This window comes from Streptomyces lincolnensis (genome assembly GCF_001685355.1).
Taxonomy (GTDB): domain Bacteria; phylum Actinomycetota; class Actinomycetes; order Streptomycetales; family Streptomycetaceae; genus Streptomyces; species Streptomyces lincolnensis.
Map to the genome: position 1 here is coordinate 6,890,298 of NZ_CP016438.1, position 26,942 is coordinate 6,917,239.

24 protein-coding genes and 3 pseudogenes are annotated in these 26,942 nt (G+C 69.1%); 13 read left to right on the forward strand and 14 right to left on the reverse strand.

Annotation, left to right across the window (positions count from 1 at the left end; all coding sequences use genetic code 11):
- Position 1: 1 nt before the first annotated feature.
- Positions 2–1,003 (reverse strand): glycoside hydrolase family 6 protein, encoded by a 1,002-nt coding sequence (locus SLINC_RS30895; RefSeq protein WP_067439816.1) that lies wholly within the window; start codon positions 1,001–1,003, stop codon positions 2–4.
- A gap of 167 nt (positions 1,004–1,170) precedes the next feature.
- On the opposite strand from SLINC_RS30895, the gene SLINC_RS30900 reads away from it, so the two are divergent.
- The 3 genes from SLINC_RS30900 to SLINC_RS30910 all read left to right on the forward strand — a co-directional run bounded on the left by SLINC_RS30900 (position 1,171) and on the right by SLINC_RS30910 (position 3,861).
- The gene (locus SLINC_RS30900) at positions 1,171–1,680 is read left to right on the forward strand and encodes a MarR family winged helix-turn-helix transcriptional regulator (protein ID WP_067439819.1); all 510 of its coding nucleotides are present in this window, start codon (positions 1,171–1,173) and stop codon (positions 1,678–1,680) included.
- Positions 1,681–1,723: 43 nt separating this feature from the next.
- Entirely contained in the window at positions 1,724–2,062 is a 339-nt protein-coding gene (locus tag SLINC_RS30905) for a DUF3817 domain-containing protein (protein ID WP_067439822.1), read from the forward strand.
- 98 nt (positions 2,063–2,160) lie between these two features.
- Positions 2,161–3,861, forward strand: a complete 1,701-nt coding sequence (locus SLINC_RS30910; RefSeq protein ID WP_067439825.1) for an acyl-CoA mutase large subunit family protein — start codon at positions 2,161–2,163, stop codon at positions 3,859–3,861.
- Between the two features lie 64 nt (positions 3,862–3,925).
- Here SLINC_RS30910 and SLINC_RS30915 read toward each other — a convergent pair whose 3' ends face one another.
- Together SLINC_RS30915 and SLINC_RS30920 are read right to left on the reverse strand one after the other, a co-directional pair.
- Positions 3,926–4,330, reverse strand: a complete 405-nt coding sequence (locus SLINC_RS30915; RefSeq protein WP_152038983.1) for a hypothetical protein — start codon at positions 4,328–4,330, stop codon at positions 3,926–3,928.
- Positions 4,331–4,483: 153 nt separating this feature from the next.
- Positions 4,484–5,101, reverse strand: coding sequence for a TetR/AcrR family transcriptional regulator (locus SLINC_RS30920; RefSeq protein WP_067439830.1), 618 nt, complete (start codon positions 5,099–5,101; stop codon positions 4,484–4,486).
- 202 nt (positions 5,102–5,303) lie between these two features.
- Between SLINC_RS30920 and SLINC_RS30925 the strand changes: the two genes are divergently transcribed.
- The 4 genes from SLINC_RS30925 (at position 5,304) to SLINC_RS30940 (ending at position 9,641) form a co-directional block, all read left to right on the forward strand.
- A complete protein-coding gene (locus tag SLINC_RS30925) occupies positions 5,304–6,281 on the forward strand; it encodes a tetratricopeptide repeat protein (RefSeq protein WP_067439833.1) in 978 nt (325 codons plus the stop codon).
- 652 nt (positions 6,282–6,933) lie between these two features.
- On the forward strand, positions 6,934–7,566 hold the full coding sequence (locus SLINC_RS30930) for a DUF6230 family protein (RefSeq protein ID WP_067439836.1): 633 nt from the start codon (positions 6,934–6,936) through the stop codon (positions 7,564–7,566).
- A gap of 103 nt (positions 7,567–7,669) precedes the next feature.
- The gene (locus tag SLINC_RS30935; protein WP_067439839.1) at positions 7,670–8,299 is read left to right on the forward strand and encodes a DUF6114 domain-containing protein; all 630 of its coding nucleotides are present in this window, start codon (positions 7,670–7,672) and stop codon (positions 8,297–8,299) included.
- Positions 8,289–9,641: a hypothetical protein gene (locus SLINC_RS30940; protein ID WP_067439842.1), complete on the forward strand. Its 1,353-nt coding sequence runs from the start codon at positions 8,289–8,291 to the stop codon at positions 9,639–9,641. The genes SLINC_RS30935 and SLINC_RS30940 overlap by 11 nt, the downstream gene beginning before the upstream one ends.
- A gap of 124 nt (positions 9,642–9,765) precedes the next feature.
- Here the strand turns inward: SLINC_RS30940 and pyk are convergent, their stop codons facing one another.
- From pyk to pta, 3 genes are all read right to left on the reverse strand, one after another.
- Entirely contained in the window at positions 9,766–11,196 is a 1,431-nt protein-coding gene (pyk, locus tag SLINC_RS30945; RefSeq protein WP_067439845.1) for a pyruvate kinase, read from the reverse strand.
- Positions 11,197–11,286: 90 nt separating this feature from the next.
- A complete protein-coding gene (locus SLINC_RS30950) occupies positions 11,287–12,510 on the reverse strand; it encodes an acetate kinase (RefSeq protein ID WP_067439848.1) in 1,224 nt (407 codons plus the stop codon).
- Positions 12,507–14,597 (reverse strand): phosphate acetyltransferase, encoded by a 2,091-nt coding sequence (gene pta / locus SLINC_RS30955; protein ID WP_067439851.1) that lies wholly within the window; start codon positions 14,595–14,597, stop codon positions 12,507–12,509. The genes SLINC_RS30950 and pta overlap by 4 nt, the downstream gene beginning before the upstream one ends.
- A gap of 180 nt (positions 14,598–14,777) precedes the next feature.
- On the opposite strand from pta, the gene SLINC_RS30960 reads away from it, so the two are divergent.
- A complete protein-coding gene (locus SLINC_RS30960) occupies positions 14,778–15,803 on the forward strand; it encodes an ATP-dependent 6-phosphofructokinase (RefSeq protein WP_067439853.1) in 1,026 nt (341 codons plus the stop codon).
- A gap of 136 nt (positions 15,804–15,939) precedes the next feature.
- Here SLINC_RS30960 and SLINC_RS30965 read toward each other — a convergent pair.
- Positions 15,940–16,137, reverse strand: a pseudogene (locus SLINC_RS30965) (transposase); the annotation flags it as partial.
- A 313-nt stretch (positions 16,138–16,450) separates the two neighbouring features.
- Between SLINC_RS30965 and SLINC_RS30970 the strand changes: the two are divergent.
- Positions 16,451–16,909 carry a hypothetical protein gene (locus SLINC_RS30970; RefSeq protein ID WP_067439859.1) on the forward strand — a complete coding sequence of 153 codons (459 nt, stop codon included), beginning with the start codon at positions 16,451–16,453 and terminating at the stop codon, positions 16,907–16,909.
- 57 nt (positions 16,910–16,966) lie between these two features.
- Here SLINC_RS30970 and SLINC_RS46400 read toward each other — a convergent pair whose 3' ends face one another.
- A complete protein-coding gene (locus tag SLINC_RS46400; RefSeq protein WP_159425374.1) occupies positions 16,967–18,262 on the reverse strand; it encodes a NucA/NucB deoxyribonuclease domain-containing protein in 1,296 nt (431 codons plus the stop codon).
- 480 nt (positions 18,263–18,742) lie between these two features.
- Between SLINC_RS46400 and SLINC_RS50485 the strand changes: the two are divergent.
- The 3 genes and pseudogenes from SLINC_RS50485 to SLINC_RS48875 all read left to right on the forward strand — a co-directional run.
- Positions 18,743–19,145: pseudogene (locus SLINC_RS50485) on the forward strand (transposase); the annotation flags it as partial.
- A gap of 74 nt (positions 19,146–19,219) precedes the next feature.
- Positions 19,220–19,501, forward strand: a pseudogene (locus tag SLINC_RS50490) (transposase); the annotation flags it as partial.
- Positions 19,502–19,535: 34 nt separating this feature from the next.
- The gene (locus SLINC_RS48875; protein WP_182449338.1) at positions 19,536–19,745 is read left to right on the forward strand and encodes a hypothetical protein; all 210 of its coding nucleotides are present in this window, start codon (positions 19,536–19,538) and stop codon (positions 19,743–19,745) included.
- Positions 19,746–19,776: 31 nt separating this feature from the next.
- Here the strand turns inward: SLINC_RS48875 and SLINC_RS30990 are convergent, their stop codons facing one another.
- Entirely contained in the window at positions 19,777–20,484 is a 708-nt protein-coding gene (locus tag SLINC_RS30990; RefSeq protein WP_375141500.1) for a helix-turn-helix domain-containing protein, read from the reverse strand.
- Between the two features lie 178 nt (positions 20,485–20,662).
- Between SLINC_RS30990 and SLINC_RS30995 the strand changes: the two genes are divergently transcribed.
- Positions 20,663–21,118: a PPOX class F420-dependent oxidoreductase gene (locus tag SLINC_RS30995; RefSeq protein WP_079164814.1), complete on the forward strand. Its 456-nt coding sequence runs from the start codon at positions 20,663–20,665 to the stop codon at positions 21,116–21,118.
- A 67-nt stretch (positions 21,119–21,185) separates the two neighbouring features.
- Here the strand turns inward: SLINC_RS30995 and SLINC_RS31000 are convergent, their stop codons facing one another.
- From SLINC_RS31000 to SLINC_RS31020, 5 genes are all read right to left on the reverse strand, one after another.
- Complete coding sequence (locus tag SLINC_RS31000) at positions 21,186–22,037, reverse strand: carbohydrate ABC transporter permease (protein WP_067439869.1); 852 nt, start codon at positions 22,035–22,037, stop codon at positions 21,186–21,188.
- Positions 22,038–22,040: 3 nt separating this feature from the next.
- Complete coding sequence (locus tag SLINC_RS31005) at positions 22,041–22,928, reverse strand: carbohydrate ABC transporter permease (protein WP_067445891.1); 888 nt, start codon at positions 22,926–22,928, stop codon at positions 22,041–22,043.
- Between the two features lie 44 nt (positions 22,929–22,972).
- Entirely contained in the window at positions 22,973–24,349 is a 1,377-nt protein-coding gene (locus SLINC_RS31010) for an extracellular solute-binding protein (RefSeq protein WP_067439872.1), read from the reverse strand.
- A 126-nt stretch (positions 24,350–24,475) separates the two neighbouring features.
- Positions 24,476–25,159: a response regulator gene (locus SLINC_RS31015; protein ID WP_067439874.1), complete on the reverse strand. Its 684-nt coding sequence runs from the start codon at positions 25,157–25,159 to the stop codon at positions 24,476–24,478.
- Complete coding sequence (locus tag SLINC_RS31020) at positions 25,156–26,847, reverse strand: ATP-binding protein (RefSeq protein WP_067439877.1); 1,692 nt, start codon at positions 26,845–26,847, stop codon at positions 25,156–25,158. Before SLINC_RS31020 ends, SLINC_RS31015 begins: the two co-directional genes overlap by 4 nt.
- Between the last annotated feature and the right edge of the window lie 95 nt (positions 26,848–26,942).

The window sequence follows — 26,942 nt, forward strand, 5'->3', positions numbered from 1 at the left end:
CCTACCGTGCCCCGGTGTTGCGTGCCAGTGCCAGCGCGTACTCCGGCCACCACTGCCCGGCCGCCGGTCCGCCCTCGCAGGTGCCGTCGGACTCGCCGGGGCGCTTGATCCACAGGTAGGCGTCCAGGACGGCCTCGCCGGTGGCGGTGGTCGGCGGGGTGCCCAGGGCCCGGCCCGGCGGGTTGCACCAGACGCCCGGCAGGGGGCCGTTGCCGTTGCGGCTGCTGTCGATGACGAAGTGCTTGCCGCCGAGGTCGCCGGAGAGCTGGAGGCCGTACTGCTTGGTGGCGGCGTTCGTCTGGAAGTTGGAGACGTTGAGCGCGAAGCCGTCGGCGTTCGCGATGCCGGCCCGCTTCAGCGGTTCGACCAGCTTCGAGGATTCCCGGATCCAGGCCGGGTTGCCCGCGTCCAGGTAGACCTTGGTGTTCGGCTGCTGCTTCAGGCGGAGGATCGCCTCGGCGAGCAGCTGCTCGCGTTCGGCCCCGTACTCGGCGGGCGTGCAGCCGTCCACGATGTGCGCGACCGCGTCGGGCTCCAGCACCACCAGGGCCTTGGCCCGGCCGAGGGCGTCCGCGAGCTGCCCGATCCAGGTCCGGTAGGTGTCCGCGTCGGCCGCTCCGCCCGCGGAGTGCTGGCCGCAGTCGCGGTGCGGGATGTTGTAGGCGACGAACACCGCCGTACGGTCCGCGGCCGTGGCCGCCGAGGTGGCCGCCCGTACCGTTGCTGTCGGGTCGATCTCGCCGGCCGGCCACAGCGCGACCGGCTCGTCGGCGATACGGCTGAGCAGTTCGGCGTCCTGGGCGCGGCCCTCCCGCCGCCACATCTGGATCTGCTGGGCCGCGGGGCTCGCCGGATCGACCCAGAAGGGCGAGTCGGCCGCGGGGCTCGCCTGCCGCGAGGCGGCCCCGGCGACGGAGGCCTCGTCGACGTCGGCCGCGGACGAGCAGCCCGCGGCGAGTCCGAGCACCGCGAGGGCCGCGAGGGTGTGGATCAGCCGGGACATGCTGCTCCCTGGAGCGAGGTGACAAGAAGTGACGATTAGTGATCAATCGTGACACAGGTGACGTATGGGTTCTGGAAAAGACATGGCTCCGGCTGCTCGCTCCGGTCGGGGATCCGAAGGGCGAGACGGGGCTGACCACGATGTGACCGGCCGGTAAGGTCGGTGTCGTGCCGAAGCCGCTCAGCCTCCCCTTCGATCCCATCGCCCGCGCCGACGAACTCTGGAAGCAGCGCTGGGGAAACGTCCCGTCGATGGCCGCGATCACCTCGATCATGCGCGCGCACCAGATCCTCCTCGCCGAGGTCGACGCCGTGGTGAAGCCGTACGGCCTGACCTTCGCGCGCTACGAGGCCCTGGTCCTGCTCACTTTCTCCAAGGCCGGTGAGCTGACCATGTCCAAGATCGGCGAGCGGCTGATGGTGCACCCCACGTCCGTGACCAACACCGTGGACCGTCTCGTGAGGTCCGGGCTCGTGGACAAGCGGCCCAACCCCAACGACGGGCGCGGCACGCTCGCCGTCATCACCGACAAGGGCCGTGAGGTCGTCGAGGCCGCCACCCGCGACCTGATGGCGATGGACTTCGGTCTCGGGGTCTACGACGCCGAGGAGTGCGGCGAGATCTTCGCGATGCTCCGGCCGCTGAGGGTGTCCGCGCACGACTTCGACGAGGACTGACCCGGCGGAAGATCGCCCGGAACGCGTGGTTACGCTCGTACGCATGAAAAAGAGCGTGCTGACCCGCTATCGCGTCATGGCCTACGTCACCGGTGTGCTGCTGGTCCTGCTGACCCTGGGCGTGATCGCCAAGTACCTGCTCAAGATGGACGGGGCGGACGACTTCACCCGCGTCGTGGGCATCGCGCACGGCTGGCTGTACGTCGTCTACCTGGTCTTCGCCTTCGACCTGGGCTCCAAGGCGAAGTGGCCGGTCGCCAAGCAGCTGTGGGTGCTGCTGGCGGGCACCATCCCGACGGCCGCCTTCTTCGTCGAGCGCAGGATCAGCCACGAGCTGGAGGGCAAGATCGCCGACGACTCCCCGGCGGTCGCCAAGGCGTAGGGCCTGTCCCCCCCCATCGCCGTATCCCACCGCCGCGCGGATCGTGTGCGGCGGTTCGCCGTCGACATTTACTTGGACGTCCTAGTAAGTTCGATGGTATGGACGCTGACGCCATCGAGGAGGGCCGCCGACGCTGGCAGGCCCGGTACGACGCCTCGCGCAAGCGTGAGGCCGACTTCACCACACTGTCCGGCGATGCCGTGGAACCCGTGTACGGGCCGAGGGCGGGGGACAGGTACGAGGGCTTCGAGCGGATCGGGTGGCCGGGGGAGTACCCCTTCACGCGCGGGCTGTATGCGACCGGCTACCGAGGGCGGACGTGGACCATCCGGCAGTTCGCCGGGTTCGGGAACGCCGGGCAGACCAACGAGCGGTACAAGACGATCCTCGCCAACGGCGGGGGCGGGCTGTCCGTCGCGTTCGACATGCCGACCCTCATGGGGCGGGACTCCGACGACCCCCGGTCGCTCGGTGAGGTCGGGCACTGCGGGGTCGCCATCGACTCGGCCGCCGACATGGAGGTCCTCTTCCAGGACATCCCGCTCGGCGACGTGACGACGTCCATGACCATCAGCGGACCGGCCGTGCCCGTCTTCTGCATGTACCTCGTCGCCGCCGAGCGGCAGGGCGTCGATCCGGCGGTGCTCAACGGCACGCTCCAGACCGACATCTTCAAGGAGTACATCGCGCAGAAGGAGTGGCTCTTCCAGCCCGAGCCGCACCTGCGCCTCATCGGCGACCTGATGGAGTACTGCGCCGCCGGCATCCCCGCCTACAAGCCGCTGTCCGTCTCCGGCTACCACATCCGCGAGGCCGGTTCGACGGCCGCGCAGGAGCTGGCGTACACGCTGGCGGACGGGTTCGGGTACGTGGAACTCGGGCTCAGCCGCGGTCTGGACGTGGACGTGTTCGCGCCCGGGCTGTCCTTCTTCTTCGACGCGCACCTCGACTTCTTCGAGGAGATCGCCAAGTTCCGCGCGGCGCGCAGGATCTGGGCGCGGTGGCTGCGGGACGTGTACGGGGCCCGCAGCGAGAAGGCCCAGTGGCTGCGTTTCCACACCCAGACCGCCGGAGTCTCGCTGACCGCCCAGCAGCCGTACAACAACGTCGTACGGACGGCCGTGGAGGCGCTGGCGGCGGTGCTCGGCGGGACCAACTCGCTGCACACCAACGCCCTGGACGAGACCCTCGCGCTGCCTTCCGAGCGGGCCGCGGAGATCGCGCTGCGCACCCAGCAGGTGCTGATGGAGGAGACCGGCGTCGCCAACGTGGCGGATCCACTGGGCGGTTCGTGGTACGTCGAGCAGCTGACCGACCGGATCGAGGCGGACGCGGAGAGGATCTTCGAGCAGATCCGCGAACGCGGCCTGCGGGCCCACCCCGACGGGCGGCACCCTGTCGGGCCGATCACCTCCGGGATCCTGCGCGGCATCGAGGACGGCTGGTTCACCGGCGAGATCGCCGAGTCCGCCTTCCAGTACCAGCGGGCGCTGGAGAAGGGCGACAAGCGGGTCGTCGGGGTGAACGCCCACACCGGCTCGGTGACCGGCGACCTGGAGATCCTGCGGGTCAGCCACGAGGTGGAGCGGGAGCAGGTGCGCACGCTGGCCGAGCGGCGCGGCCGCCGGGACGGGACGCGGGTCCGCGCCGCCCTGGACGCGATGCTCGCCGCCGCCCGCGACGGCGGCAACATGATCGAACCCATGCTGGACGCGGTCCGCGCGGAGGCGACGCTGGGCGAGATCTGCGGGGTGCTGCGCGACGAGTGGGGGGTGTACACGGAGCCGCCCGGGTTCTGAGGCCCGGACGGCGGACGGCCGTACCCCTCGCCGAAGGGGTACGGCCGTCACCGCTGTGCTCGGGTCACGCGACGCCGTGCGTCCAGCCCGGGTTGCACCAGACCACGTCCTCCTTGCCGCCGCCGCCGTTCCACTCGCCGTAGCACGGGCGGTAGTAGACGGCGGTGCCCTCCGGGATCTGCGTCCCGTAGCCGTAGCTCAGGGTCGTGTTGTAACCACCGTGGTTCCAGAGGTAGTTGGCGGCGTACGTGCAGGAGCCGGACGGGGCGCAGACCTGCGCGATGGCCGAGTGGCCGTCCTCGTCGGAGTCCCGGACGAAGATCTTGTCTCCGTCGTGGTCGAACCAGACGCAGGAACCGCCGGCACACAGCGTCGGGCCGTCCGAGGCCGCCTGCGCCGAGGAGCTGAGGCCGAGCATGAGGCCGAAGGCCGCGAGCAGCACACCGACCGTGGAAAGGATTCGTCTCATCGTTCTCCCTCTCTGAGGCGGGCCGGGCCGAGGTCCGGAGCATGACGCCTCCTCAGAAAGAGGTGCGTTGCAGCGCGTTGCCTGTCCCCCCACGCCTTTGGCATGTAGGGGAAATGTAAGGGCGAAGGGCGATCTTGTGAAGTGGTTAAGTGCTCAAGTGGTTGCGGTGAGGCCCTGCAACAGCAGCCGGGTGAACCCGCGGACCCACACCTCGTCCGCCGGGCGGGCGCTGACCAGGGTGCGGTGGACCACCGTGCCCGCGACCATGTCGAAGATGAGATCCACCGTGCGGGCCGTCTCCTCGGGGTCCGCGGGGGGCAGCTCGCCGCGTGCCTGGGCGCGTGCCCGGCCCTCCAGGACCAGACGCTTCTGGCGGTCGACGATGGAGGCGCGGATGCGCTCGCGCAGCGCGTCGTCCCGGACCGACTCCGCGACCACCGCCATCAGGCCGCTCTTGGCCTCCGGGCGGGCCAGGATCGCCGCGAACTGGAGGACCACGCCCTCGATGTCGGCGGCCAGGGTGCCGCAGTCGGGGAGCCGCAGTTCGTCGAAGAGCTCCGCCACCGCGTCGACCACCAGCTCGTTCTTGCCCGCCCAGCGGCGGTAGAGGGTCGTCTTCGCCACCCCGGCCCGCGTCGCCACGTCCCCCAGCGTGAGCTTGGACCAGCCCAGCTCCACCAGCGCGTCCCGGGTGGCCGCCAGGATCGCGGCGTCCGCGGTGGCGCTGCGCGGGCGCCCCGAGGCACGCGTGGCGGGAGTGCGGCTTTGCATCCCATGACGATAACGGGCGATTCCTGTGGCGCAGTGAGGGAGATCACCGGGGCCCCCTGTCGCGGAGGCGGCCTGTGCTATTACGCTACGACTCGTAGCGAAACCGCTGGCGTGGGGTGGGGACCCGGCGCCGACCACACGCAAGTCGACCGGCTTTCACGCCGCTTTTCACACACGCGCGGGAACGGGGGAGGATAGACGCATGCAGCCACGGAACATGTCCATGAGCGGAGTCGTCGACCTCGCCGCGGTGAAGGCGGCCCAGGAGGCCAAGGCGAAGGCGGAGCAGGCGCGCGCCGAAGCGGCACGGCAGGGCGGCGGCGCCCCGGGCGCCCTTTCGCCGGCCGATCTCGTCATCGACGTCGATGAGGCGGGGTTCGAGCAGGACGTCCTCCAGCGGTCCGCCGAAGTACCCGTCGTCATCGACTTCTGGGCCGAGTGGTGCCAGCCCTGCAAGCAGCTGAGCCCCGTCCTGGAGAAGCTCGCCGTCGAGTACAACGGGCGCTTCCTCCTCGCCAAGATCGACGTCGACGCCAACCAGATGCTGATGCAGCAGTTCGGGATCCAGGGCATCCCGGCCGTCTTCGCGGTCGTCGCGGGGCAGGCGCTGCCGCTCTTCCAGGGGGCCGCCGGTGAGCAGCAGATCCGGGAGACCCTGGATCAGCTGGTGCAGGTCGCCGAGGAGCGCTTCGGCCTGACCGGTCTGACGGTCGACCCCGACGCGAGCGCGGCCGACCGGTCCGCTCCCGCCGAGCCGGTGGGCCCCCACGACGCGACCCTCGCGGCCGCCGTACAGGCCCTGGACGCCAACGACTTCGGCGGCGCGGTGCGCGCGTACCAGAACGTCCTGGTCGACGACCCGGGCAACACCGAGGCCAAACTGGGCCTCGCCCAGGCCGAGTTGCTCCAGCGGGTGCACGGCGCGGACCCACAGCAGGTGCGCAAGGACGCGGCCGACAGGCCGGGTGACGTACCGGCCCAGATCGCCGCCGCCGAACTGGACCTGGTGGGCGGCCATGTCGAGGACGCCTTCGGGCGGCTCATCGAGACGGTGGGGCGTACGGCGGGCGACGACCGGGACGCGGCGCGCCTGCGGCTGCTGGATCTGTTCGAGGTCGTCGGCCCCGACGACCCCCGGGTGAGTGCCGCGCGCAGGGCCCTCGCGCGCGCTCTGTTCTGAGCGGGGCGGCGGCCCGGTTCTGACCAGTCGCTAAACACGCGGGCATGTGGTGCCCAAGTGAAAGATTTGCCGATCGGATGTCACTGCGGCCGCGCTTTGCCAAAACTTGGCAATCGCGGCCGCTGTTACTAGCAGTAAGTCAGAGGCGTTGATCTGTCGGATTCTGTCCAGCGATCAACTGCTTTGTCCTGCCCCCTGTTGCCACCCTGTGTCGTCGGCCGAGACCGGCGGGTCGTTGTTCGGTTATCCGGCCGTTACTAGTGAGTAACGAAGCCCCTTGTGCGGACGGCGAGAATGCACCACGATCGGCCACGCTCGGTCCATTCCCGTACCCCGGCAGCCGGTTGGGTCGACGGGATTCCCTGGGTCCCCACCGAGTAGAGCCGGCGGCAGTGGCGCCGTCTCTTGGACAGGGGGGTCTTCGCCCACTCGGTGAAGCCTGTCCAGCAAGGTTGTGCGTGATGCGTGTCAGGCGCGACCAGTGGTTGTCGCTCGGGGGTGATCGCCGGTGATTCGGGTGCGGTTCGCGCCACCGAGTACAGGCGCTCTCCTTCCCGAGGACGTAGCACTTCTCCCATCCCTGCCCGGCTGAGCCGTCATGTTCGACAGGGGCAGTCAGGGTCAGGAGATGTACGTCCGAGAAGGAGGAAATATGGAGTCCCAGGTGCGTGGCGGGACCAGATGGAAGCGGTTCGCTGTGGTGATGGTGCCCAGCGTGGCCGCCACGGCTTGTATAGGTCTCGCCCTCGCGAACAACGCCCTCGCGGCGTCGTTCAGCGTGTCGGGACAGTCGTTCAAGGTCACGGCGGACAAGCTCGTCGGTACGGGCTTCTCGCAGTACGGCGCCGTCGACACGGGGTACACCCTCGACGGTAAGAAGACGGCACACCCCGTCGCGGTCTCGGCCTTCAAGCAGGCCCAGATCACGAACATGTGCCAGTCCGTGGTCACCCCGGACATCCCGCTGCTCGGCTCGGTCAGCCTGAAGCTGACCGCGGGCGGCGGCGGTACGCCGGTGGAGGCCGACAACCTCTACATCGACGTCGCCGAGCTCGGCGCCGACGCCACGTTCAAGAACATCAACATCGGCGTGGCGGGCAAGGACATCACCAAGGGTCCTGGCATCCGGAGCGGCGACACCGCGAACCCGTTCGGGTTCTCCCAGGAGGCCGACCTGGCCACCCTGACGAACGTGAAGCAGACGGCGTGGGCCACCACTGCCGGAACCTTCAAGCTCAGCGGTCTCAAGATGTCGCTGTCGAAGGGTGTCAGCGAGTGCTACTGAGCACTCGCTGACGGGCGGGGGAGCCGGTGGCACCCCCGCCCGTCCACTCTCCATCGAGCACCACTACTCACCACAGCAACGCCGTTCCAGGGAGCTGTTTTCCATGAGCGCCGAGACTCCTGCCGCACCCGGCCGTGACGAGCACTACCTCCGGGTATTTCGGCGGAACTTCCGCGCCTGGCGGGGTAGTCGGCCGTTCTGGTCCGGCCTGTTCATCCTGCTTGCCGGATTCCCGATCCTGTACTTCCCGTACGCGAACATCCAGTTCGGTCACCTGACGCTGGCCATGGCCACCACGGCGGGAGCCGGGTCCCTGATCATCGGCGTGCTGCTCTTCGTCCTCGGTCTCAGCCTCTGGTTCCAGAAGCACGTCCGCGTCTTCGCGGGTGTGGCGGCGATCCTGCTGGGCCTGGTGTCGATCCCGGTGTCCAACTTCGGAGGCTTCGTCATCGGCTTCATGCTCGCCCTCGTCGGCGGAGCGATGGCCGTGTCGTGGGCGCCGGGAGCGCCCCCCGCGCCGCCGGTGCCGGGGACGGGCGGACAGCAGGGCGGAGCCCCCGAGAGCGCTGTGCCGGGGGTCGGCTTCACCAAGGACAACCAGGCGCCCCAGGGCATCCGGGCCACGGACCCCGACACCACGGTCCTCAAGCCGCTGAACGGGCTCGGCGAGCCGAACGATCTGTCAGGAACGAGCCCGGTCTACGGGGCGAACGGGAGGCACAGTGCCGGCTGACGAGGTGACCCACGGGACTGACGTGGAGGCGTCCCGTGTGAGAACCGGGCCGCGCCACGCGGCACCCAAGAAGCCGCTGTTCACCAGGTTCCACGTGCCGGCCGGCAAGGCGATAGCCCTGGCGGCGATGCCGACGGCGGTCCTCATGGGAATGGGGTTCACGTCGACCCTGGCCCTGGCCGACGAGCAGCCGACGTCGAAGAGCCTGACGGCCGACGAGTACAAGGACTGTGTCACGGCCCTGGAGGGCGCGTCCGCCAGCCCGTCGCCGTCCGCCTCGGCGAGCGACGACGACAAGGACAAGGACTCCTCCGACTCCGGGGACGAGGGCTCGGACTCGGACAAGGGCGACACGGCCGAGCCGACGCCGTCGCCGACGGATGGTGCGGGCGGCTCGGGCGACCCGTCGTCGGATTCAGGTTCCGACGACGAGGCGAAGCCCAAGCCGACCCCCTCCACCGGCGACTCCGCAGGCGGCTCGGCGGGCGGCGACACCGCCACCCCGAGCCCCACGCCCTCCGAGGGCGGCGGCAACCTGCTGGAGGACATCGGCGACGCGATCACCGGCATCTTCACGGGCGGCACCTCCTCGGACACCGCGAGCCCCACGCCGTCCGCGACCCCGTCGGCCTCGCCGAGCCCGGACAGCGGCGACGCGGACAGCGCCGACAAGGCGGCCGACAGCGCGTCCGACACGGTCAAGGAGACCACCGAGAAGCTCACCGGCACGGTGGACGACACGGTGAAGGACACCACCGACAAGGCGTCCGAGGCGGCCAAGGACACCACCGAGGCCGTGGAGAAGGCCGCCGAGGGAGTGGCCGACAAGGCCACCGCCTCGCCCAGCCCCTCACCGAGCGCCAGTACCGACCCGGACGACTGCCCGGTCGCCACGGACGCGGTGGGCGACGTCGACAACACCCAGCTCGTGGCGGACAAGCCCTGGACCCTGAAGGCCAGTTCGCTGCTGCTGAAGGGCGCCGACTACCAGGGCGTCGTCGAGGTCAGGACCGCGAGCGGCGAGACCAAGAAGGTGCTCAAGTACGTCATCTCGGACGGCACCGACATCGGTGACCTGCACCAGATCGTGAGCGAGAACGGCAGGACGTACCACGTCCAGGCCGGCAAGGGCACGACGTCCACGATCCGTGACGGCAAGACGACCATGTACACCGAGAGCATCTCCGGCAACCTGCTGGGGCTGATCCCGATCACGTTCAGCCCGGAGCACCCGCCGCCGCTGAACATCCCGCTGATCTACTTCACCAACGTGACGGTCACCCAGGCCGCCCAGTTCGGCGGCACGCTGCACGTGCCCGGGATGCGTCAGTTCAGTGAGTGAGTGATCCCCACAAGCCCTTCCGGGAGCCGCACAGACGCTGAGGGCGCCCCCTGTCACAGGGGGCGCCCTCAGCGCCGTACAGAGCCCTTCAGGGGCCTTGGATCAAGGCCCCTGGCGGGGAAGGTCACTTGGTGTCGCCGCCACCGAGGTGGTGGACCCGCAGCATGTTGGTGGTGCCGGGGACGCCGGGGGGCGAGCCGGCGGTGATGATGACGATCTCGCCCGGGTTGAAGCGGCTGATCTTGGCGATCTCCTGGTCGACCATGTCGACCATCTCGTCCGTGGTGTTCACGAACGGAACGATGTGCGACTCCACGCCCCAGCTGAGCGTCAGCTGGTTGCGGGTGCCCTCGTCGGTGGTGAAGGCGACGATCGGCTGCTGCGCGCGGTAGCGGGAGAGCCGGCGGGCGGTGTCACCGGACTGGGTGAAGGCCACCAGGCCCCGGCCGCCGAGGAAGTCGGCGATCTCGCACGCGGCGCGCGCGATCGAACCGCCCTGCGTGCGCGGCTTCTTGCCCGGCACGAGCGGCTGGAGACCCTTGCTGAGCAGCTCCTGCTCGGCCGCGGAGACGATCTTCGACATCGTCTTCACGGTCTCGATCGGATACGCGCCCACGCTCGACTCGGCGGACAGCATGACCGCGTCGGCGCCGTCCAGGATCGCGTTGGCCACGTCGGAGGCCTCGGCGCGGGTCGGACGGGAGTTGGTGATCATCGACTCCATCATCTGGGTCGCCACGATCACCGGCTTGGCGTTGCGGCGGCACAGCTCGATGAGGCGCTTCTGCACCATGGGGACCCGCTCCAGCGGGTACTCGACGGCGAGGTCGCCACGCGCGACCATCACACCGTCGAACGCCATCACGACGTCCTCCATGTTCTCGACCGCCTGCGGCTTCTCCACCTTGGCGATGACGGGGACCCGGCGGCCCTCCTCGTCCATCACCTTGTGGACGTCGGCCACGTCCTTGGCGTCCCGGACGAAGGACAGGGCGACCAGGTCGCAGCCCATGCGCAGCGCGAACCGCAGGTCCTCGACGTCCTTCTCGGACAGCGCCGGCACGTTCACGGCCGTGCCGGGCAGGTTGATGCCCTTGTGGTCGGAGACGACACCGCCCTCGATGACGATCGTCTTCACCCGGGGACCGTCGACCTCGGTGACCTTCAGCTCGACGTTGCCGTCGTTGATGAGGATCTGGTCGCCCTTGGCCACGTCACCGGGCAGACCCTTGTACGTCGTACCGCAGACGGTCCGGTCGCCCGGGACGTCCTCGGTGGTGATGACGAACTCGTCACCGCGCTCCAGCTCCACGGGGCCCTCGGCGAAGGTCTCCAGGCGGATCTTCGGGCCCTGGAGGTCGGCGAGCACACCGATGGCCCGGCCGGTCTCCTTGGCGGCGGCACGGACGCGGTCGTACCGCCCCTGGTGCTCGGCGTGGGAGCCGTGGCTGAAGTTGAAGCGGGCCACGTTCATGCCGGCCTCGATCAGCGACACCAGCTGCTCATGGGAGTCGACCGCGGGGCCGAGAGTACAGACGATTTTCGAACGGCGCATGGGGCGATCCTATCGGTTTGTTTCGCTACGGAATATTCCGTCTGGCGGAAGATTCACATGGGCGGGGTCGCGCTCATTTGCGGTTACCGCTCAGTTGCTTTCTTCTCCGACCAGCGCGTAAGTCTGTGTCGCGATTTCCAATTCCTCGTCCGTCGGCACCACCGCCACGGCTACTCGTGAGTTCGCCGGGGAGATCAGCCGCGGCTCGTCACCGCGTACGGCGTTCAGCTCGGCGTCCAGCAGCAGGCCCAGCTGTTCCAGGCCCGCCACGGCGGCCTCGCGCACCGGCGCCGCGTTCTCCCCCACCCCGGCCGTGAACGCGATCGCGTCCACCCGGCCGAGCACCGCGCAATAGGCGCCGATGTACTTCTTCAACCGGTGAATGTAGATGTCGAAGGCCAGCTGTGCCCGTTCGTCACCCTCGTCGATCCGGCGGCGGATCTCCCGCATGTCGTTGTCCCCGCACAGGCCGATCAATCCGCTCTTCTTGTTGAGAAGAGTGTCGATCTCGTCCGTGGACATTTTGCCAACGCGCATCAAATGGAAGATGACGGCCGGGTCCATGTCTCCGGATCGCGTACCCATCACGAGCCCCTCCAAAGGCGTCAGCCCCATGGAGGTGTCCACGCACTTCCCGCCCCGCACGGCCGAGGCGGACGCCCCGTTGCCGAGATGCAGCACGATCACGTTGGCCTCGGACGGGTCCTTGCCGAGCAGCTTCGCCGTCGCCCGGGACACGTACGCGTGCGAGGTCCCGTGGAAGCCGTAGCGCCGGATCCGGTGCGCGTCGGCGATCTCGACGTCGATCGCGTAGCGCGCGGCCGACTCCGGCATCGTGGTGTGGAAGGCCGTGTCGAACACGGCGACCTGGGGGAGGTCGGGCCGCAGCGCCCGCGCCGTACGGATCCCGGTGAGGTTGGCCGGGTTGTGCAGCGGCGCCACCGGGATCAGCCGCTCGATCTCGGCGAGCACGGCCTCGTCGATCACGGTCGGCTCGGTGAAGGTCTGCCCGCCGTGCACCACCCGGTGGCCGATGGCGGCCAGCTCCGGGGAGTCGAGCCCGAGCCCGTCCCGCGCCAGCTCCTCCGCCACGGCCTTCAGCGCGGCGTCGTGGTCGGCGATCGGCCCGGTCCACTCACGGGCCTCGCCGCCGGTCGCCAGGGGCGTGTGCTTCAGCCGGGAGGACTGCTCGCCGATGCGCTCGACGAGCCCGAGGGCCAGCCTGCCGCCGCCGCCCATGTCGAGCAGCTGGTACTTGACCGACGAGGAGCCGGAGTTCAGGACGAGGACGCGGGTGCCGCGGGTGCCGCTCACTGCTGGGACGCCTTCTGCTCGGAGGACTGGGCCTGGATCGCCGTGATGGCGACGGTGTTCACGATGTCCTGGACGAGCGCGCCCCGGGACAGGTCGTTGACCGGCTTGTTGAGACCCTGGAGCACCGGCCCGACGGCGATCGCGCCGGCCGACCGCTGCACGGCCTTGTAGGTGTTGTTGCCGGTGTTGAGGTCCGGGAAGATCAACACACTGGCCTGGCCCGCGACTTCGGAGCCCGGCAGCTTGGTCGCGGCGACCGTCGGCTCCACGGCCGCGTCGTACTGGATCGGTCCCTCGATCCGCAGGTCGGGGCGCCGGGAGCGGACCAGCCCGGTCGCCTCGCGCACCTTGTCGACGTCGGCGCCCGAACCGGAGGTGCCCGTCGAGTACGACAGCATCGCGATCCGCGGCTCCACGCCGAACTGCGCGGCCGTGGCGGCGGACTGGATGGCGATGTCGGCGAGCTGCTCGGCGTTCGGGTCGGGGTTGACCGCGCAGTCGCCGTAGACGAGGACCTTGTCGGTCAGGCACATGAAGAAGACGGACGACACGATGTCGGCGCCCGGCTTCGTCTTGATGATCTCGAAGGCCGGCCGGATGGTCGCGGCCGTGGAGTGCACCGAGCCCGAGACCATGCCGTCGGCCAGGCCCTCCTGGACCATCAGGGTGCCGAAGTAGTTCACGTCGGAGACGACGTCGTAGGCGAGCTCGACGGTGACGCCCCGGTGGGCCCTGAGTGCCGCGTACTTCTCGGCGAAGGCGTCGCGCAGGTCGGAGGTGGCCGGGTCGGTCAGCTGGGCGTCGGCGAGGTCGATGCCGAGGTCGGCGGCCTTCTTGCGGATCTGGTCGACCGGGCCGAGCAGGGTGAGGTCGCAGACCCCGCGGCGCAGCAGGACCTCGGCGGCGTGCAGCACCCGGGTCTCGGTGCCCTCGGGCAGCACCACGCGCCGCCGGTCCGAGCGGGCCGTCTCCAGCAGCTTGTGCTCGAACATCATCGGCGTGAGGCGGTCGCTGCTGGGCGCGGAGACCCGCTTGTTGAGGTCGGCGGTGTCGACGTACCGCTCGAACAGGCCGAGGGCGGTCTCCGCCTTGCGTGGCGTGGCCGCGTTCAACTTCCCCTCCAGGGAGAAGAGTTCGGCGGCGGTGGGGAAGCTGTTGCCGGCCACCGAGAGCACCGGGGTGCCGGGGGCGAGGCGGGCGGCCAGGGTGAGGATGTCCTCGCCCGGCACCTCGTTCAGGGTGAGCAGTACGCCGGCTATCGGCGGGGTGCCGGCGCTGTGCGCGGCCAGGGAGCCGACCACCAGGTCGGCGCGGTCGCCCGGGGTGACGACCAGGCAGCCCGGGGTCAGGGCGGCCAGGAAGTTCGGCAGCATCGCCCCGCCGAAGACGAAGTCCAGTGCGTCCCGGGCGAGCCCCGAGTCGTCACCGAGGACGACCCTGGCACCGAGCGCGTGCGCGATCTGGGAGACGGTCGGCGCGGACAGGGCGGGCTCGTCCGGCAGGACGTGACAGGGCACCGGGAGCCGGCCGTCGAGCTGCTCGGCGATGGTGTCCCGGTCGGCGCGGGCGACCCGATTGGTGACCATGGCGAGGACGTCGCAGCCCAGGCTGTCGTAGGCGCGGTAGGCGTTGCGGGTCTCGGCGAGCACGGACTCGGTGCTCTGCCCCCGGCCGCCCACGACCGGGATCACGGAGGCGCCGAACTCGTTCGCCAGCCGGGCGTTGAGGGAGAGCTCGTCCGGGAACTGGGTGTCGGCGTAGTCGGTGCCGAGGACCAGGACGACGTCGTAGTCCCTGGCGACGCGGTGGAAGCGGTCGACCAGGGTCGAGACCAGCTCGTCGGTGCCGCGCTCGGCCTGGAGGGCGGACGCCTCCTGGTAGTCCATGCCGTAGACCGTGGCCGGGTCCTGGGCGAGCCGGTAGCGGGCGCGCAGCAGCTCGAACAGACGATCGGGTCCGTCGTGGACGAGGGGGCGGAACACACCGACCCGGTCGACCTGCCGGGTCAGGAGTTCCATGACTCCCAGCTCCACGACCTGACGGCCGTCGCCGCGGTCGATACCGGTCACGTAGACGCTGCGGGTCACGCGTGCTCTCCGTTCGTTTCGCGCCATAAAAATCGCCCACCGAGGTGAGCAGAACCCTCTTGACAGTACCTTCCGCGATGGCTAAGGCGCCCGCCAGTACGGTGTCGGCGCCCTCCTGCGGGACGTGAAAGAATCGACAGTGGCTCACCGGTATCAACAGCGAGCAGGAGACACAGCACGATGCGTATCGGAGTTCTCACCGCAGGCGGCGACTGCCCCGGCCTGAACGCCGTGATCCGGTCGGTCGTGCACCGCGCGGTCGACAACTACGGAGACGAGGTCATCGGCTTCGAGGACGGCTACTCCGGCCTGCTGGACGGCCACTACCGCTCCCTCGACCTGGAATCCGTCAGCGGCATCCTGGCCCGCGGCGGCACCATCCTCGGCTCCTCCCGGCTGGAGCGCGACCGGCTGCGCGAGGCGTGCGAGAACGCCTCCGACATGATCCACGAGTTCGGCATCGACGCCCTGATCCCGATCGGCGGCGAGGGCACCCTCACGGCCGCGCGGATGCTGTCCGACGCGGGGCTGCCGGTCGTCGGCGTCCCGAAGACCATCGACAACGACATCTCCTCCACCGACCGCACCTTCGGCTTCGACACCGCGGTCGGCGTGGCCACCGAGGCGATGGACCGCCTCAAGACCACCGCCGAGTCCCACCAGCGCGTCATGGTCGTCGAGGTCATGGGCCGGCACGCGGGCTGGATCGCCCTGGAGTCCGGCATGGCGGCCGGCGCCCACGGCGTCTGCCTGCCCGAGCGGCCCTTCGACCCGGCCGACCTGGTCAAGATGGTCGAGGAGCGCTTCGCCCGCGGCAAGAAGTTCGCGGTGATCTGCGTCGCCGAGGGCGCCCACCCCGCCGAGGGCAGCATGGACTACGGCAAGGGCGAGATCGACCGGTTCGGCCACGAGCGCTTCCAGGGCATCGGTACGGCGCTCGCGTACGAGCTGGAGCGCCGGCTCGGCAAGGAGGCCAAGCCGGTCATCCTCGGCCATGTGCAGCGCGGCGGCACCCCGACCGCCTATGACCGGGTCCTCGCCACCCGCTTCGGCTGGCACGCGGTGGAGGCCGCCCACCGGGGCGAGTTCGGCAGGATGACCGCCCTGCGCGGCACCGACATCGTGATGGTGCCGCTGGCGGAGGCCGTCACCGAACTGAAGACGGTCCCGAAGGACCGGATGGACGAGGCGGAGTCGGTCTTCTGAGGCTTTTTCCGTAATTCGCCGGAGGGTGAGCTGCTGGTCGCAGCCGGGGCGGCGTTCGAGCGTCCCGGCGTGGTCACGCACGGGGCGGGTCTCGTCCGGGGTCGCTCGGGGCCGCCTTGCGGCGGTTCGGTGAGCAGAGGTCGCCGGCCTGTATGGTCAGCGTGTTGTCGCGGTGCCCGTTGCGGTAGTTGGTGCGGGCCTCGGTGTGCTCGTTCCACTCTGCGCCGATCTTCGCCGTGGTCTCGGCATCGATCAGTTCCTGCATGACCCGCTCAGCGATGCTGCGGACGAGTTCTGGTCCCTCGGTCGAACGCAGTGACTCCAGTAGGCGCATCAGTTCCACTTACTCGGGAGCGGCACTCACCAGCTGCGCGCCGGGTGGAAATCCGCGCATTCCCAAAACGCGCGTGCCACCTTCGTGACGCTCCGCGCCGGGCCGAGATCCCGACATATGGCGCCTCGAAGGCCTGAGCAGACTAATGGCCCGAGGCTGATCACATATGGGGTTCTTGGGTCACGGGAAGCGACACCTCGACATCGCTGTCGGCGGGCCGGGCATCCCAGGATCGTGAAGACGGCCCGCCGAACACGAAGATCAACGATGCTGGAAGGCTGCCGCACAAGCGTCCCGCAACGAAGGAGGAGACATGGCCAGTCTCATCAAGTGCCAGGAGTATCCCGTGCTGGTGGACTACAACGGATGGGCCTTGCAGGATTTCGACGATACGCAGGTTCCGATGCTGTTCCCGGAGGGCTTCGAGGGTGACACTTTTCTCGCCGCTCACCCGGGGCGGTTGGACTTTCTCAGTGCCGGACACACTCACACCGCATCTCTGACAGTGGAGCTATGGGATGAGGAACCGGAGCCGCCGGCTGGAGACTGGGACGAGACAGCCAGTGCCAGGATTGCTTGCTCTTCGGGCAAGCTGCGTGCGACGGGGGTGGCAGGAGGGCCGATGCCTTGGACAATCGAGTTGTCTCGCGGCATGGGTGTCTGGTTGGTGCGGGTGGTGTGCGCCGGGCGGGCGGAGGTGTTCACGCAGGCTCAGCGTGGCGTTGTGCACGGAGTGGAACGGTACGTCGCACAGTTCTGGCCGGAGGCGTAGACGGCGGCTGGGGCGGCTCGCGGTCGTGCGATCCGCCCCAGCCGCAGGTGGCGGATGCTAGGAAGTGATCTCGACGAGGAAGCCGTCGTCGGGACCGTCAAGGATCCTGTTCTTGTTGTAGAACTGACCAAGCAGATTGCCGGCGGCTTGGTTGTGCTCCTTCTTAAGGGCCATGACGCTGAAGTTGCCGGGTTCCGCGAGCCCGTCGTGGTCTGACCACACGGACCCCTGGTAGGTGGCTGCCATCGGGTACTCGTCGCACTCCCGGTCATATCCTGCTGATGTCGCGTAGTCTTCGCCAAAGTATTTCTGGCAGTTGTAGACGGAGCGATTACGGTTCTGCTCCCGACGTTTGTCGTCCCAATAGAGACGGGTCAGCGGAGCGTCGGCATTCTGGCCGGGCACGTTCTTCTTCGCCATGGGGGGCTGTGTCTTACCTGGCTGAGTGAAGGCCTTCTGGATGTGTAGGGCAACTTCCCTTTCCGGTGCGTCGGTCGCTGTGCTGTAGCGCAGCGGGGTGACGACGGCCCATGTGGCGGCGCCTGCCGCCGCGTTGGGCAGGTACTCGGCTTTGTCCCAGCGGGGCGGCAGCATGAACAAGTCACCGCCTGTGATCGGTTCCGTTGTCCATGTAGGCGGTGCCTTGATGCTGATGTTCGGCACGTACACCGCGGAGAGGAGATCGGCCTTCATCCCGGTGTATCCCTGGCCAGGGGCGGCGGTCACTGTGTGTTTGAACGTGTCCGTCCCCAGGAGTTGGCTCCATGTCCTGGTGTAGGGCATGGACACGCCGCCTTGGGTGTACTTCGCCGTAGAAGGCCAACTCTGGGCGATGCCACCCTTCGTGGTAATGCCCATGGCGGCGGCGCCGTTGTCTCCCGCCGCAGTGAAGTCGGTGAAGTGGTAGGTGATCGTGATGGTCCTACTGTTCGCCGGAATGGTGCCGATGGCGAGCACGTCGAAGTGGCTGGTGCCGACCGGGCGTCCGTTGCGCAGCCAGACTTGGTCGAACTGCTTGCCGGAGCACAGGGCGTAGCGCGACTTGATGTAGGAGACCTTCGTCGCCAGCCCCACGACGCATTCCTGGGGCGTCATCGTGCGGGGCGGTTCGGGGAGTGTGACCGCTGCCGGCCCTGCGGTGGAGAGCGGTTTGCGAATGGGTGACTGATCGCGGGCTGACTCTTCCGCCATGAGAGGCGCGAAGGTCCTCGCCGGACCAACCGTCTCACGCGGCAGGAGCGCCTTGATGCCTTCCTCCTTCGACAGGCTGCCCAGGGCGGATCGCGTCGACTGCCGTTGAAGGGCGGCCAGGCCAAGCGGCTCAGCATTGACTGGTCGTATGTAGGACTCCATGCTCAACACGTCGGAGTCGGCAGCCTGGGCGTTGCTTAACGGCATGAGCAGTGAGGCCAGTAGCCCAGGAACCAGCACGGCAGATGCACGTCCGCGGGTCCGTGCGAGCGCACGTCTTATTGCCATCAGAACCCCTCTTTTCAGGTACACGCCAAGTTGCGTGCAGTGTCAGGGATAGCGATCGCAGGAAGTGCACAAGCGCTGAACAATCCCCTCCGGCCTGATTTCGGTGGAGGATGACTGAAGTGATGATCATATGGTCAGGTCCCGTTGGGTGACGCCCTCGGACGCGACTAGCGGGGATGGCGTCATCCGCAGACATCGATGAGGAGCACCGGACGCAGCATCGCCGAGCAGGTCATGCAGGAACTGATCGAGGCCGAGACCACGGCGAAGATCGGCGCCGAGTGGAACGAGCACACCGAGGCTCGCACCAACTAGCGTGCGGGCAGCTTCTTCCCCCTGCCGGAGCGGCGGCGCATCGACCAGGCTCTTTACGCGGTCATCATGGAGGCACACATCGAGGACGTCTCCACCCGCTCAGTGGACGGCCTGGTCAGAGCACTTGGCGCGGACACCGCAGTCTCCAAGAGCGAGGCCTTCAGGGTCTGTGAGGCTCGACGAGCCGCTCACCGCGTTTCGCAACCGCCCCCTGGACCACATCCGCATCCCCAACGTCCACCTGGACGCGACGTACTGCACGGCCCGTGTCCAGCGTCAGATCCCGGGCGGCGATGATCGACACCGGTGTCAGCGAGGACGGCGGCCGGGAGGTCCTCGGCGTTGGCAGGCCGGGGACAGTGAAACCGAGACATCCCTGGCCGAGTTCCTGCGTCACCCGCGTGAACGTGGCCTCGACGTGGACCGTCTGGTCATCGCCGACCACCACAGCGGCCGGATCGTCACGGTCCGCAAGGCGGTGATCGGCGCCGCCTGCCAAACACGCAGGCTCACTTCCTGCGCAGCGTCGCCGGCGCGATCCCGAAGAACGCCGTTGAGATGGTCGCCGCGGCGATCCGCACAGTCTTCGCCGGCTGGGCCAGACGGTGGCCGAGGCCCAGACCGACACCGTCGCCGACATGCTCGGCGGCCGCTTCCCCAGGTCAAACGGATGCTGCTGGAGGGCAGGACGACCTGATCGCGTTCGCGGTCTTCCCGGAACGGCACTGGAGGAGCGTCCGGTCGGCCAACCCGCCGGAGCGGACCAACCCGGAGTTCAGACGCCGCACCGATGTCGCCTCGTCTTCCCCGCCGCCACCTGCCCGAGGACAGCATGGACGAGTTCTACCCCCGAATTCCACGAAAGCGCCCCGGCGCTGCCCAACGCCCCGAACATACCCACCAGCCCGAACACACCCACCAGTTGATCCAACACGTCATCACGCGGACCACTATCGGCGTGTACGACACGGACGCCCGCGACGCCATCGATCTGCGGTGGCCGGACGGTGGCGAGCACGAAGATGACGAGGAGTACATGTAATTCTGACGGGACCTTCAGAAATCCCGGGCAGTCAGCCGCTGTTGAGCCGGATCGTGTCCCAGAAGTGGTCCACGATCCGGTCCAGGAACTCCTGCCCCGACGCGCCGGAGTCCTCGCTGCCGCCGCCCCAGCTGAGCGTGGCGACCATCTGCCCCTGGTACTGCTGGTGCAGCTCGCGCAGCGTGTGCTCCAGCAGCCGCCGGCCCAGCGGCACGATCTTCGCGACCGGCCGCACATGGGCCTGCCAGCGCGTGCTGACCGCGCCGCGCAGATGCTCGGCGAGCCGGGGCTCCCGGCCCGTGACGGTGACGAAGTCCGGCAGGGACAGCTGAAGCAGGTCGGCGAGCAGGGTGGACTGACGGTCGGTGCCGCGCCAGTCGTCGTGCTCCTCCATGCTCAGATAGGCGAGGAGTTCGAGCCCGAGGGCGCGGGCCACGTCCTCGGGGGCGAGACCACGGGAGACGCGGTGCTCGCGCAGCGTGCGGGGGCGGCCGATGAGTTCACCGGGGGAGCACCACAACACCGCCGCCAGCGCGGTCAGTTCCGGACTGGTCGGGGTGAGCGTCCCGTCCTCCCAGGCGAGGACGAGATCCGGGCTGGCATAGGGAAGGCCGTAGGAGACGCGAAGGCCGTAGGCCACATGCTCGGGTCCCATGCCGAGCGCGGTACGCAGGCGGCGGGCGGCGAGGTTGTCGAAGGGCGGTCCGGGCTGGTTCGGCAGGGCTGGGGGTCGGCGCACGGGCCACAAAGTAGGGCCGTTCGCGTGCGGTGACTACGGTCTGTTCGGCCAGGATCACGGATTGTAGGAAGCTACGGTTTCGGCCGCCGGTTCGAGCTGGCCGAAGATCGTCTGTCGGCGGCGCGTCCATGGTCGCGAGGATGGCGCCGGGTGCCCGGACGGGCGGCCGGAGAGGGACGTGATCTTCGTGTACGAGGTGAATGGCAAGGTAGAGGGGCATATTCGCGAGCGGTTGCTGGCGCCGAACTTCTGGCATCTCGCCACGGTCGGCCCGGACGGAACCCCGCAGGTCTCGCCCATGTGGGCGGATCTCGAAGGTGAGTACGTCATGGTCAACACCGCGATCGGACGTGTGAAGGAACAGAACCTGCGGCGCAATCCGAACGTCTCCCTCTCCCACCACGACCCCGAGAACCCCTACGACCGGGTCGAGATCCGGGGCCGCGTCGTCCGCTTCGTCGAGGGCGAGGAGGCCGAGCGCTCCATGGACCGGCTCACGAAGAAGTACATCGGCGAGGAGCGGTACCCGTGGCTGCTGCCCGGGGAGCGCCGGGTGATGCTGCTGATCGAGCCGGTGCGGGTGCGCAGGGTGGTGGGAGTGGAGCCGTTCCGGCCCGGGGTGCTGCCCTCTTGAGCGGTCCCGGCCCTGCTGCGGAGTCCCTCCCGGGCGGCCCTCGCTGAACGGTCCCTCCCGGGTGGGTTCAGCCCTTGACGGCGCCACCTAGGGCGAACCCTCCTCCCAGCCGGCGCGCGATCAGCACGTACAGCAGGATCACCGGCGTCGAGTAGACGACCGAGAACGCGGCGAGCTGGCCGTACGCCACCATCCCGCGGTTGCCGAAGAACTCGTTGATGCTCACCGAGGCCGGCATCTGGTCCGGGGTGAGCAGGAGCATGAACGGGACGAAGAAGTTCCCCCACATCATGACGAAGCAGAACACCGTCACCACCGAGACCCCGGGCCCCATGAGGGGGAGCACGATCCTGACCAGCGACTGCATCGGGGAGGCGCCGTCCGTCCAGGCCGCCTCCTCCAGCTCCTTCGGCACGCCGTCCATGAAGTTCTTCATCAGCCAGATGGCGAAGGGGAGTTGGGAGGCGGTGAAGAACAGGATCGTGCCCTGAAGGGTGTCGATCAGATCGACCCGCACGAACAGCGCGTACACCGGCACCATGATCGCCGTGATCGGCAGGCTCGTCGCGAAGAGGATCGTCAGCAGGAACGGGCGGTTGAGGCGGGACCTGAAGCGGGACAGCGGATAGGCCGCGAGGGCCGCGCACACCACCGTCAGCCCGGTGGCGCCGCCGCACAGGATCAGGCTGTTCAGCAGCGGGGTGAAGGTGATCTCCGAGGTCCAGATCGCGTCGAAGTTGTCCAGCGTGAGACCGTCCGGGGCCTTCACCCGGAGATCGGCCCGCGGATCCAGCGCCGACAGCACCACCCAGGCCAGCGGCAGCACGAAGGCGGCGGCGCACACCAACAGGCCCATGTCGGCGGCCAGTCGGCGGGTCCTGCGGCGGTTCCGGCTACGGGAGGAGAAGGCCGGGGCCATGGGTCAGACCTCCGTCCGCAGCAGCCGGATGTAGACGAGGGAGAACAGCGACCCCACCAGCAGCAGGAGTAGCGCGACCGCCGTGCCGTAGCCGATCAGGCTGTTCTGGAAGGCCTGTTCGTACATGAAGAGCGGCAGCGTCTGGCTCTTGTCGCCCGGCCCGCCCCTCGTCATCACCCAGATCAGCCCGAAGACCGACAGGGTCTGGAGGGTGTTGAGCATGAGGTTCGTGCCGATGGAACGGCGGATCATCGGCAGCGTGATGTGCCACATGCGCCGCCATCCGCCCGCCCCGTCGACCTCGGCCGCCTCGGTGATCTCCTGGGGGATCTCGGCCAGCGCCGCCGAGTAGACGAGCATCGAGAACGCCGTCCCGCGCCACACGTTCGCGAAGGACACCGCGAGGATCGGCAGCGTGAACAGCCAGTTCTGGGACGGCAGATGGAGCCAGTCCAGGATGGCGTTCAAGGTGCCCTCGCGACGGAAGAAGGCGTACAGCAGGAACCCGGCGACGACCTCCGGCAGCACCCACGCCGTGATCACGATCCCACCGGTCAGGGTCCGCACCGGCTTCGAGGCCCGCCGCATCAGGGCGGCCAGCGCCAGCCCCAGGGTGTTCTGCCCGATCAGCGACGACAGCACGGTGAAGACGAGGGTGAGCCATACGGCGTTCAGGAACTCCTCGTCCCCGAACGCCGTACGGAAGTTCTCCAGGCCGACGAACGACGACTCCGCCTGACCGGTGAGCCGCAGATCGGTGAACGCGATCCACACGCAGTAGACGATCGGCCCGGCCAGGAACAGCAGCAGCACGACCAGGGCGGGCGAGACGGGCAGGGCGCGGACGAACGAGCGGCGCAGGTTCGGGGGCGGGACCGCCCGGGAGTTCAGGGGTGGGACCGTCCGGGGGTTCGAGGGCGGGACCGCCCGGGTGGTCACCGCTCGACCACCTGGTCGTCCGTGACGTCCCTCAGCTCGTCGTCGTAGCCGCTCGCCGCGCGGGCCACCGACATGTCGCCCGTCGTCACACCCTCCATGGCCTCCTGGACGGCGGTCGAGACCTGCGGATACGCCGGGAACGCCGGCCGGTAGTGCGTGCTGGCGACGAGATCCGTGAAGAACTCGATACCGGGCTGCGCCTTCACGTACGCGGGATCCTCGGCGACGTCCTCGCGCACCGCGATACCGGAGTTGGCGATGTACCACTTCTGCGCGTTGGCCTTCGTCTGCATCGTCTTCACGAACTCGAAGGCGAGGTCGGGGTTGCCCGCCTTGTCCGGGATCGACCACGTCCAGCCGCCGGACATGCTGACCTTGCCGGGGGCCTGGCCGTGCTGCGTCGGCATCGCGGCGAGTCCCAGCTCCTTCGACCACTCGGGCCACTCGTGACCGCTGCCCGGCAGCCAGTCCTGCGGGAGCCAGGAGCCGTCGAGGGCGATGCCGAGCTTGCCCTGCGGGAGCCATTCGCCGCGGACCCGGGTCATGACGTTGGGGTCGAGGGCGTCGGGGACGTCCGGGCCGAGCTTCTCCTTGTAGACCGTCTCGACGAAGGTCAGGGCGTCCTTGAAGCCCTGGCTGCCGGCGACCCACTTCTTCGACGTGCGGTCGTAGAGGGGATCGGCGCCCCTGGCCCCGGCGGTGCCGTAGAGCAGCATCTCGAAGGTCTGCATGGTGGCGGCCTCACCGACCGGCTTGCCCGTGTACACGTTCAGGGGGATGACGTCCGGGACCTTTCGCTTGATCGCGCGGGCCGCGTCGAGGACCTCGTCCCAGGTCTTCGGCTGCCAGTCGGCCGGCAGGCCCGCCTTCGCGAAGATGTCCTTGCTGAACCACAGCCCCCGGGTGTCCGTCCCGTCCGGAACGCCGTACGTCCGGCCGTCCTCGCCCTTCGCCGCCGCCTTCGCCGTGTCGATGAACCGGTCCCAGTCCGCCCACTTCGCGAGGTAGGGGTCCAGCGGCTTGAGATACCCGCTGGCGATGTCCGAGTTGATCAGAAACGTGTCCTCGTACACCAGGTCGGGAGCCGTCTTCGCCGACCTGAGCATCTGCTGGAGCTTCGTGTAGTACTCCGAGTCCGGAGCCTTGATCGGGACGAACTCGACCTTCTTGCCGGGGTTCGCCTTCTCGAACTGCTTCTTGACACCGGCGAGATAGTCGTCCATCACATGGATCGAGTTGTCCGTGGACTGCTTGAACGACACCTTCAGCGTGTCCGGATCACTGCCGGATCCGCCCCCGCAGGCCGTGAGGGCGGTGGCGGCGAGCACGGCTGCGAGGAGTGGGGTGAGTACGGCGGTGGGGCGCACGGGCATGACCTCCTGCGGGCTCACGTCGTTGTGGCCGGGATGGCTGCCCGGTGAACGTAAGAGGGGTGGTCCGGTCGGGTCAATGCGTGTGCGGAGGATTGGCCGCGCTTCGGTGTGCGCGGGCCGCCTGACCTATCCCCGCACCCACCGGTACTGCAACTCCGGCCGCCCCACCGCCCCGTACTGCGGACTCCGTGCCGCGCGGCCCGCGTCGACCAGGTGTTCCAGGTAGCGGCGGGCCGTGATCCGGGAGATGCCCACGGCCTCGGCCACGCCGGTGGCGGTGAGGCCCTCGACGGCGTCGCGCAGGGCGACCGAGACGCGTTCCAGGGTCGGTCCGCTCAGGCCTTTCGGCAGGGCGGCGGGGCCCGGGGCCCGCAGGGTCGCCAGGGCGCGGTCGACCTCGTCCTGGCCGCTGGCCTCGCCCGCGGCGGCGTGGAACTCGGCGTAGCGCACGAGCCGGTCCCGCAGGGTGGCGAAGGTGAACGGCTTCAGGACGTACTGCACGACTCCCAGTGACACGCCTTCGCGCACCACCGTCAGGTCGCGTGCCGAGGTCACCGCTATCACGTCCGCGTGATGCCCGGCGGCCCGGAGCGTGCGGGCCAGCTGGAGCCCGTGACCGTCCGGGAGGTGCAGGTCGAGGAGGAGCAGGTCGACCTCCGTACGGTCCAGCGCGCGGCGCGCCTCCGCGCCGGTGTGGGCCTTGCCGACGGCGGTGAAGCCGGGGACGCGGTTGACGTACATGACGTGTGCGTCGGCGGCGACCGGATCGTCCTCGACGACCAGGACACGGATGGGCTGCTCGGGGGTCATGCGTGGCCTCCAGGGACCGTACGACCGGAGACGGCACGTTCGGCTTCCACGGCGGGTTCTCGGTCGTGGCCCGGTTCAGCAGGACCTTCCCACGTCCCGAGCGGCAACCGCACCTCGAACTGGGCCCCGCCCCCGTCCGCCTCCGCCACCGACAGGGTCCCCTCGCACCGGGTCACGGCCTGCCGGACCAGCGCCAGGCCGAGGCCCCGCCCGCCCGGCCCGGCCGGCTTGGTGGAGAAGCCGCGCTGGAAGACCGTCTCGGCGTGCGCGGGATCGACGCCGAGGCCCGTGTCGGACACCCGCAGCACCAGTGCGCCGGCCTCGGCGTACGCGGTCACCGTCACCCGCGCCCGCACGCTGCCCTGCGCCGCGTCCACCGCGTTGTCGATGAGGTTGCCGAGGATGGTCACCAGGTCCCGGGAGGGCAGGGACGGCGGGAGGAGACCGTCGTCCAGGCGGCTGTCCTCGGACACCACCAGCTCCACGCCCCGCTCGTTGGCCTGCGCGGTCTTGCCGAGCAGCAGGGCGGCCAGCACCGGCTCGCCCACCGCCGCCACCACCTGGTCGGTCAGTGTCTGGGCCAGCTCCAGTTCGGCGGTCGCGAAGTCCACCGCCTGTTCCACCCGGCCCAACTCGATCAGGGAGACCACGGTGTGCAGCCGGTTCGCCGCCTCGTGGGCCTGCGAACGGAGCGCCTGGGTGAAACCGCGCTCGGAGTCCAACTCACCCATGAGGGACTGGAGTTCGGTGACATCGCGCAGGGTGACCACGGTGCCGCGGCGCTCGCCGCCGGACACCGGCGAGGTGTTCACCACCAGCACCCGGTCCGCGGTGAGGTGCACCTCGTCCACCCTCGGTTCGGACGCCAGCAGCGCCCCGGTCAGCGGGGCGGGCAGCCCGAGCTCCGCCACCGACCGGCCGATCACTTCGTCCTCCGAGGACACACCCAGCAGCTCCCGTCCGCCGTCGTTGATCAGCGCGACACGGTACTGCCCGTCCAGCATCAGCAGACCCTCGCGTACGGCGTGCAGCGCGGCCTGGTGGTAGTCGTGCATCCGGCTGAGCTCGGCCGCGTTCATTCCGTGGGTGTGGCGGCGCAGGCGGGCGTTGATGACGTACGTCCCGACCGCGCCCAGGGCCAGCGCACCGCCCGCGACGCCGAGGAGGGCGGTGAGCTGGCCCGAGACCCGCTTGCTGATCTCCTCGACCCGGATGCCGGCACTGACCAGGCCGATCACGTCATCGCCCGACCAGACGGGGGTGACCGCGCGGACCGAGGGGCCGAGGGTGCCGGTGTAGGTCTCGGTGAAGGAGCCGCCCGCCACCGCCGGGGCGATGTTGCCGCGGAAGGGCTTGCCGATCTCGTCCTGGCTGGGGTGGGTCCATCGGATGCCCTTGGGGTTCATGATCGTGACGAAGTCGACGTCGGCGTCCCGCATCACACGCAACGCGTAGGGCTGGAGTTCGGCCGACGGATCGGCGGTCCCCATCGCCTCCCGCACCGACGGCGCGTCCGCGACGGACCGCGCCACGGCCATCGCCTGCCGCCGCGCCGAGTCCTCGGCCTGGCTGCGGTCGCTGACGTACGTGAACAGCGCGTATCCGGCCACGAGGACCGCTATCAGCACCGCCTGCATGGCGAAGAGCTGGGTGGCCAGGCTCCGGGGTGTCGGGACGGGGATGCGCATGTCGTCAGTCTGCCCCCATGGCTGATTGTGAACTAAATGAACGGAAGGGTGACCGCCCTCACAGGGCGGGAGATAGTCACGACATTCCCCATCCC

Coding starts and splice junctions, on each gene's coding strand:
- SLINC_RS30935 (WP_067439839.1), top strand. CDS start 7,670: ATGAGCGCCGAGACTCCTGCCGCACCCGGCCGTGACGAGCACTACCTC.
- SLINC_RS30930 (WP_067439836.1), top strand. CDS start 6,934: ATGGAGTCCCAGGTGCGTGGCGGGACCAGATGGAAGCGGTTCGCTGTG.
- SLINC_RS48875 (WP_182449338.1), top strand. CDS start 19,536: ATGGACGAGTTCTACCCCCGAATTCCACGAAAGCGCCCCGGCGCTGCC.
- pyk (WP_067439845.1), bottom strand. CDS start 11,196: ATGCGCCGTTCGAAAATCGTCTGTACTCTCGGCCCCGCGGTCGACTCC.
- SLINC_RS30910 (WP_067439825.1), top strand. CDS start 2,161: ATGGACGCTGACGCCATCGAGGAGGGCCGCCGACGCTGGCAGGCCCGG.
- SLINC_RS30920 (WP_067439830.1), bottom strand. CDS start 5,101: ATGCAAAGCCGCACTCCCGCCACGCGTGCCTCGGGGCGCCCGCGCAGC.
- SLINC_RS31020 (WP_067439877.1), bottom strand. CDS start 26,847: ATGCGCATCCCCGTCCCGACACCCCGGAGCCTGGCCACCCAGCTCTTC.
- SLINC_RS30960 (WP_067439853.1), top strand. CDS start 14,778: ATGCGTATCGGAGTTCTCACCGCAGGCGGCGACTGCCCCGGCCTGAAC.
- SLINC_RS46400 (WP_159425374.1), bottom strand. CDS start 18,262: ATGGAGTCCTACATACGACCAGTCAATGCTGAGCCGCTTGGCCTGGCC.
- SLINC_RS31000 (WP_067439869.1), bottom strand. CDS start 22,037: ATGGCCCCGGCCTTCTCCTCCCGTAGCCGGAACCGCCGCAGGACCCGC.
- SLINC_RS30905 (WP_067439822.1), top strand. CDS start 1,724: ATGAAAAAGAGCGTGCTGACCCGCTATCGCGTCATGGCCTACGTCACC.
- SLINC_RS31015 (WP_067439874.1), bottom strand. CDS start 25,159: ATGACCCCCGAGCAGCCCATCCGTGTCCTGGTCGTCGAGGACGATCCG.
- SLINC_RS30925 (WP_067439833.1), top strand. CDS start 5,304: ATGCAGCCACGGAACATGTCCATGAGCGGAGTCGTCGACCTCGCCGCG.
- SLINC_RS31010 (WP_067439872.1), bottom strand. CDS start 24,349: ATGCCCGTGCGCCCCACCGCCGTACTCACCCCACTCCTCGCAGCCGTG.
- SLINC_RS30915 (WP_152038983.1), bottom strand. CDS start 4,330: ATGAGACGAATCCTTTCCACGGTCGGTGTGCTGCTCGCGGCCTTCGGC.
- SLINC_RS30970 (WP_067439859.1), top strand. CDS start 16,451: ATGGCCAGTCTCATCAAGTGCCAGGAGTATCCCGTGCTGGTGGACTAC.
- SLINC_RS30895 (WP_067439816.1), bottom strand. CDS start 1,003: ATGTCCCGGCTGATCCACACCCTCGCGGCCCTCGCGGTGCTCGGACTC.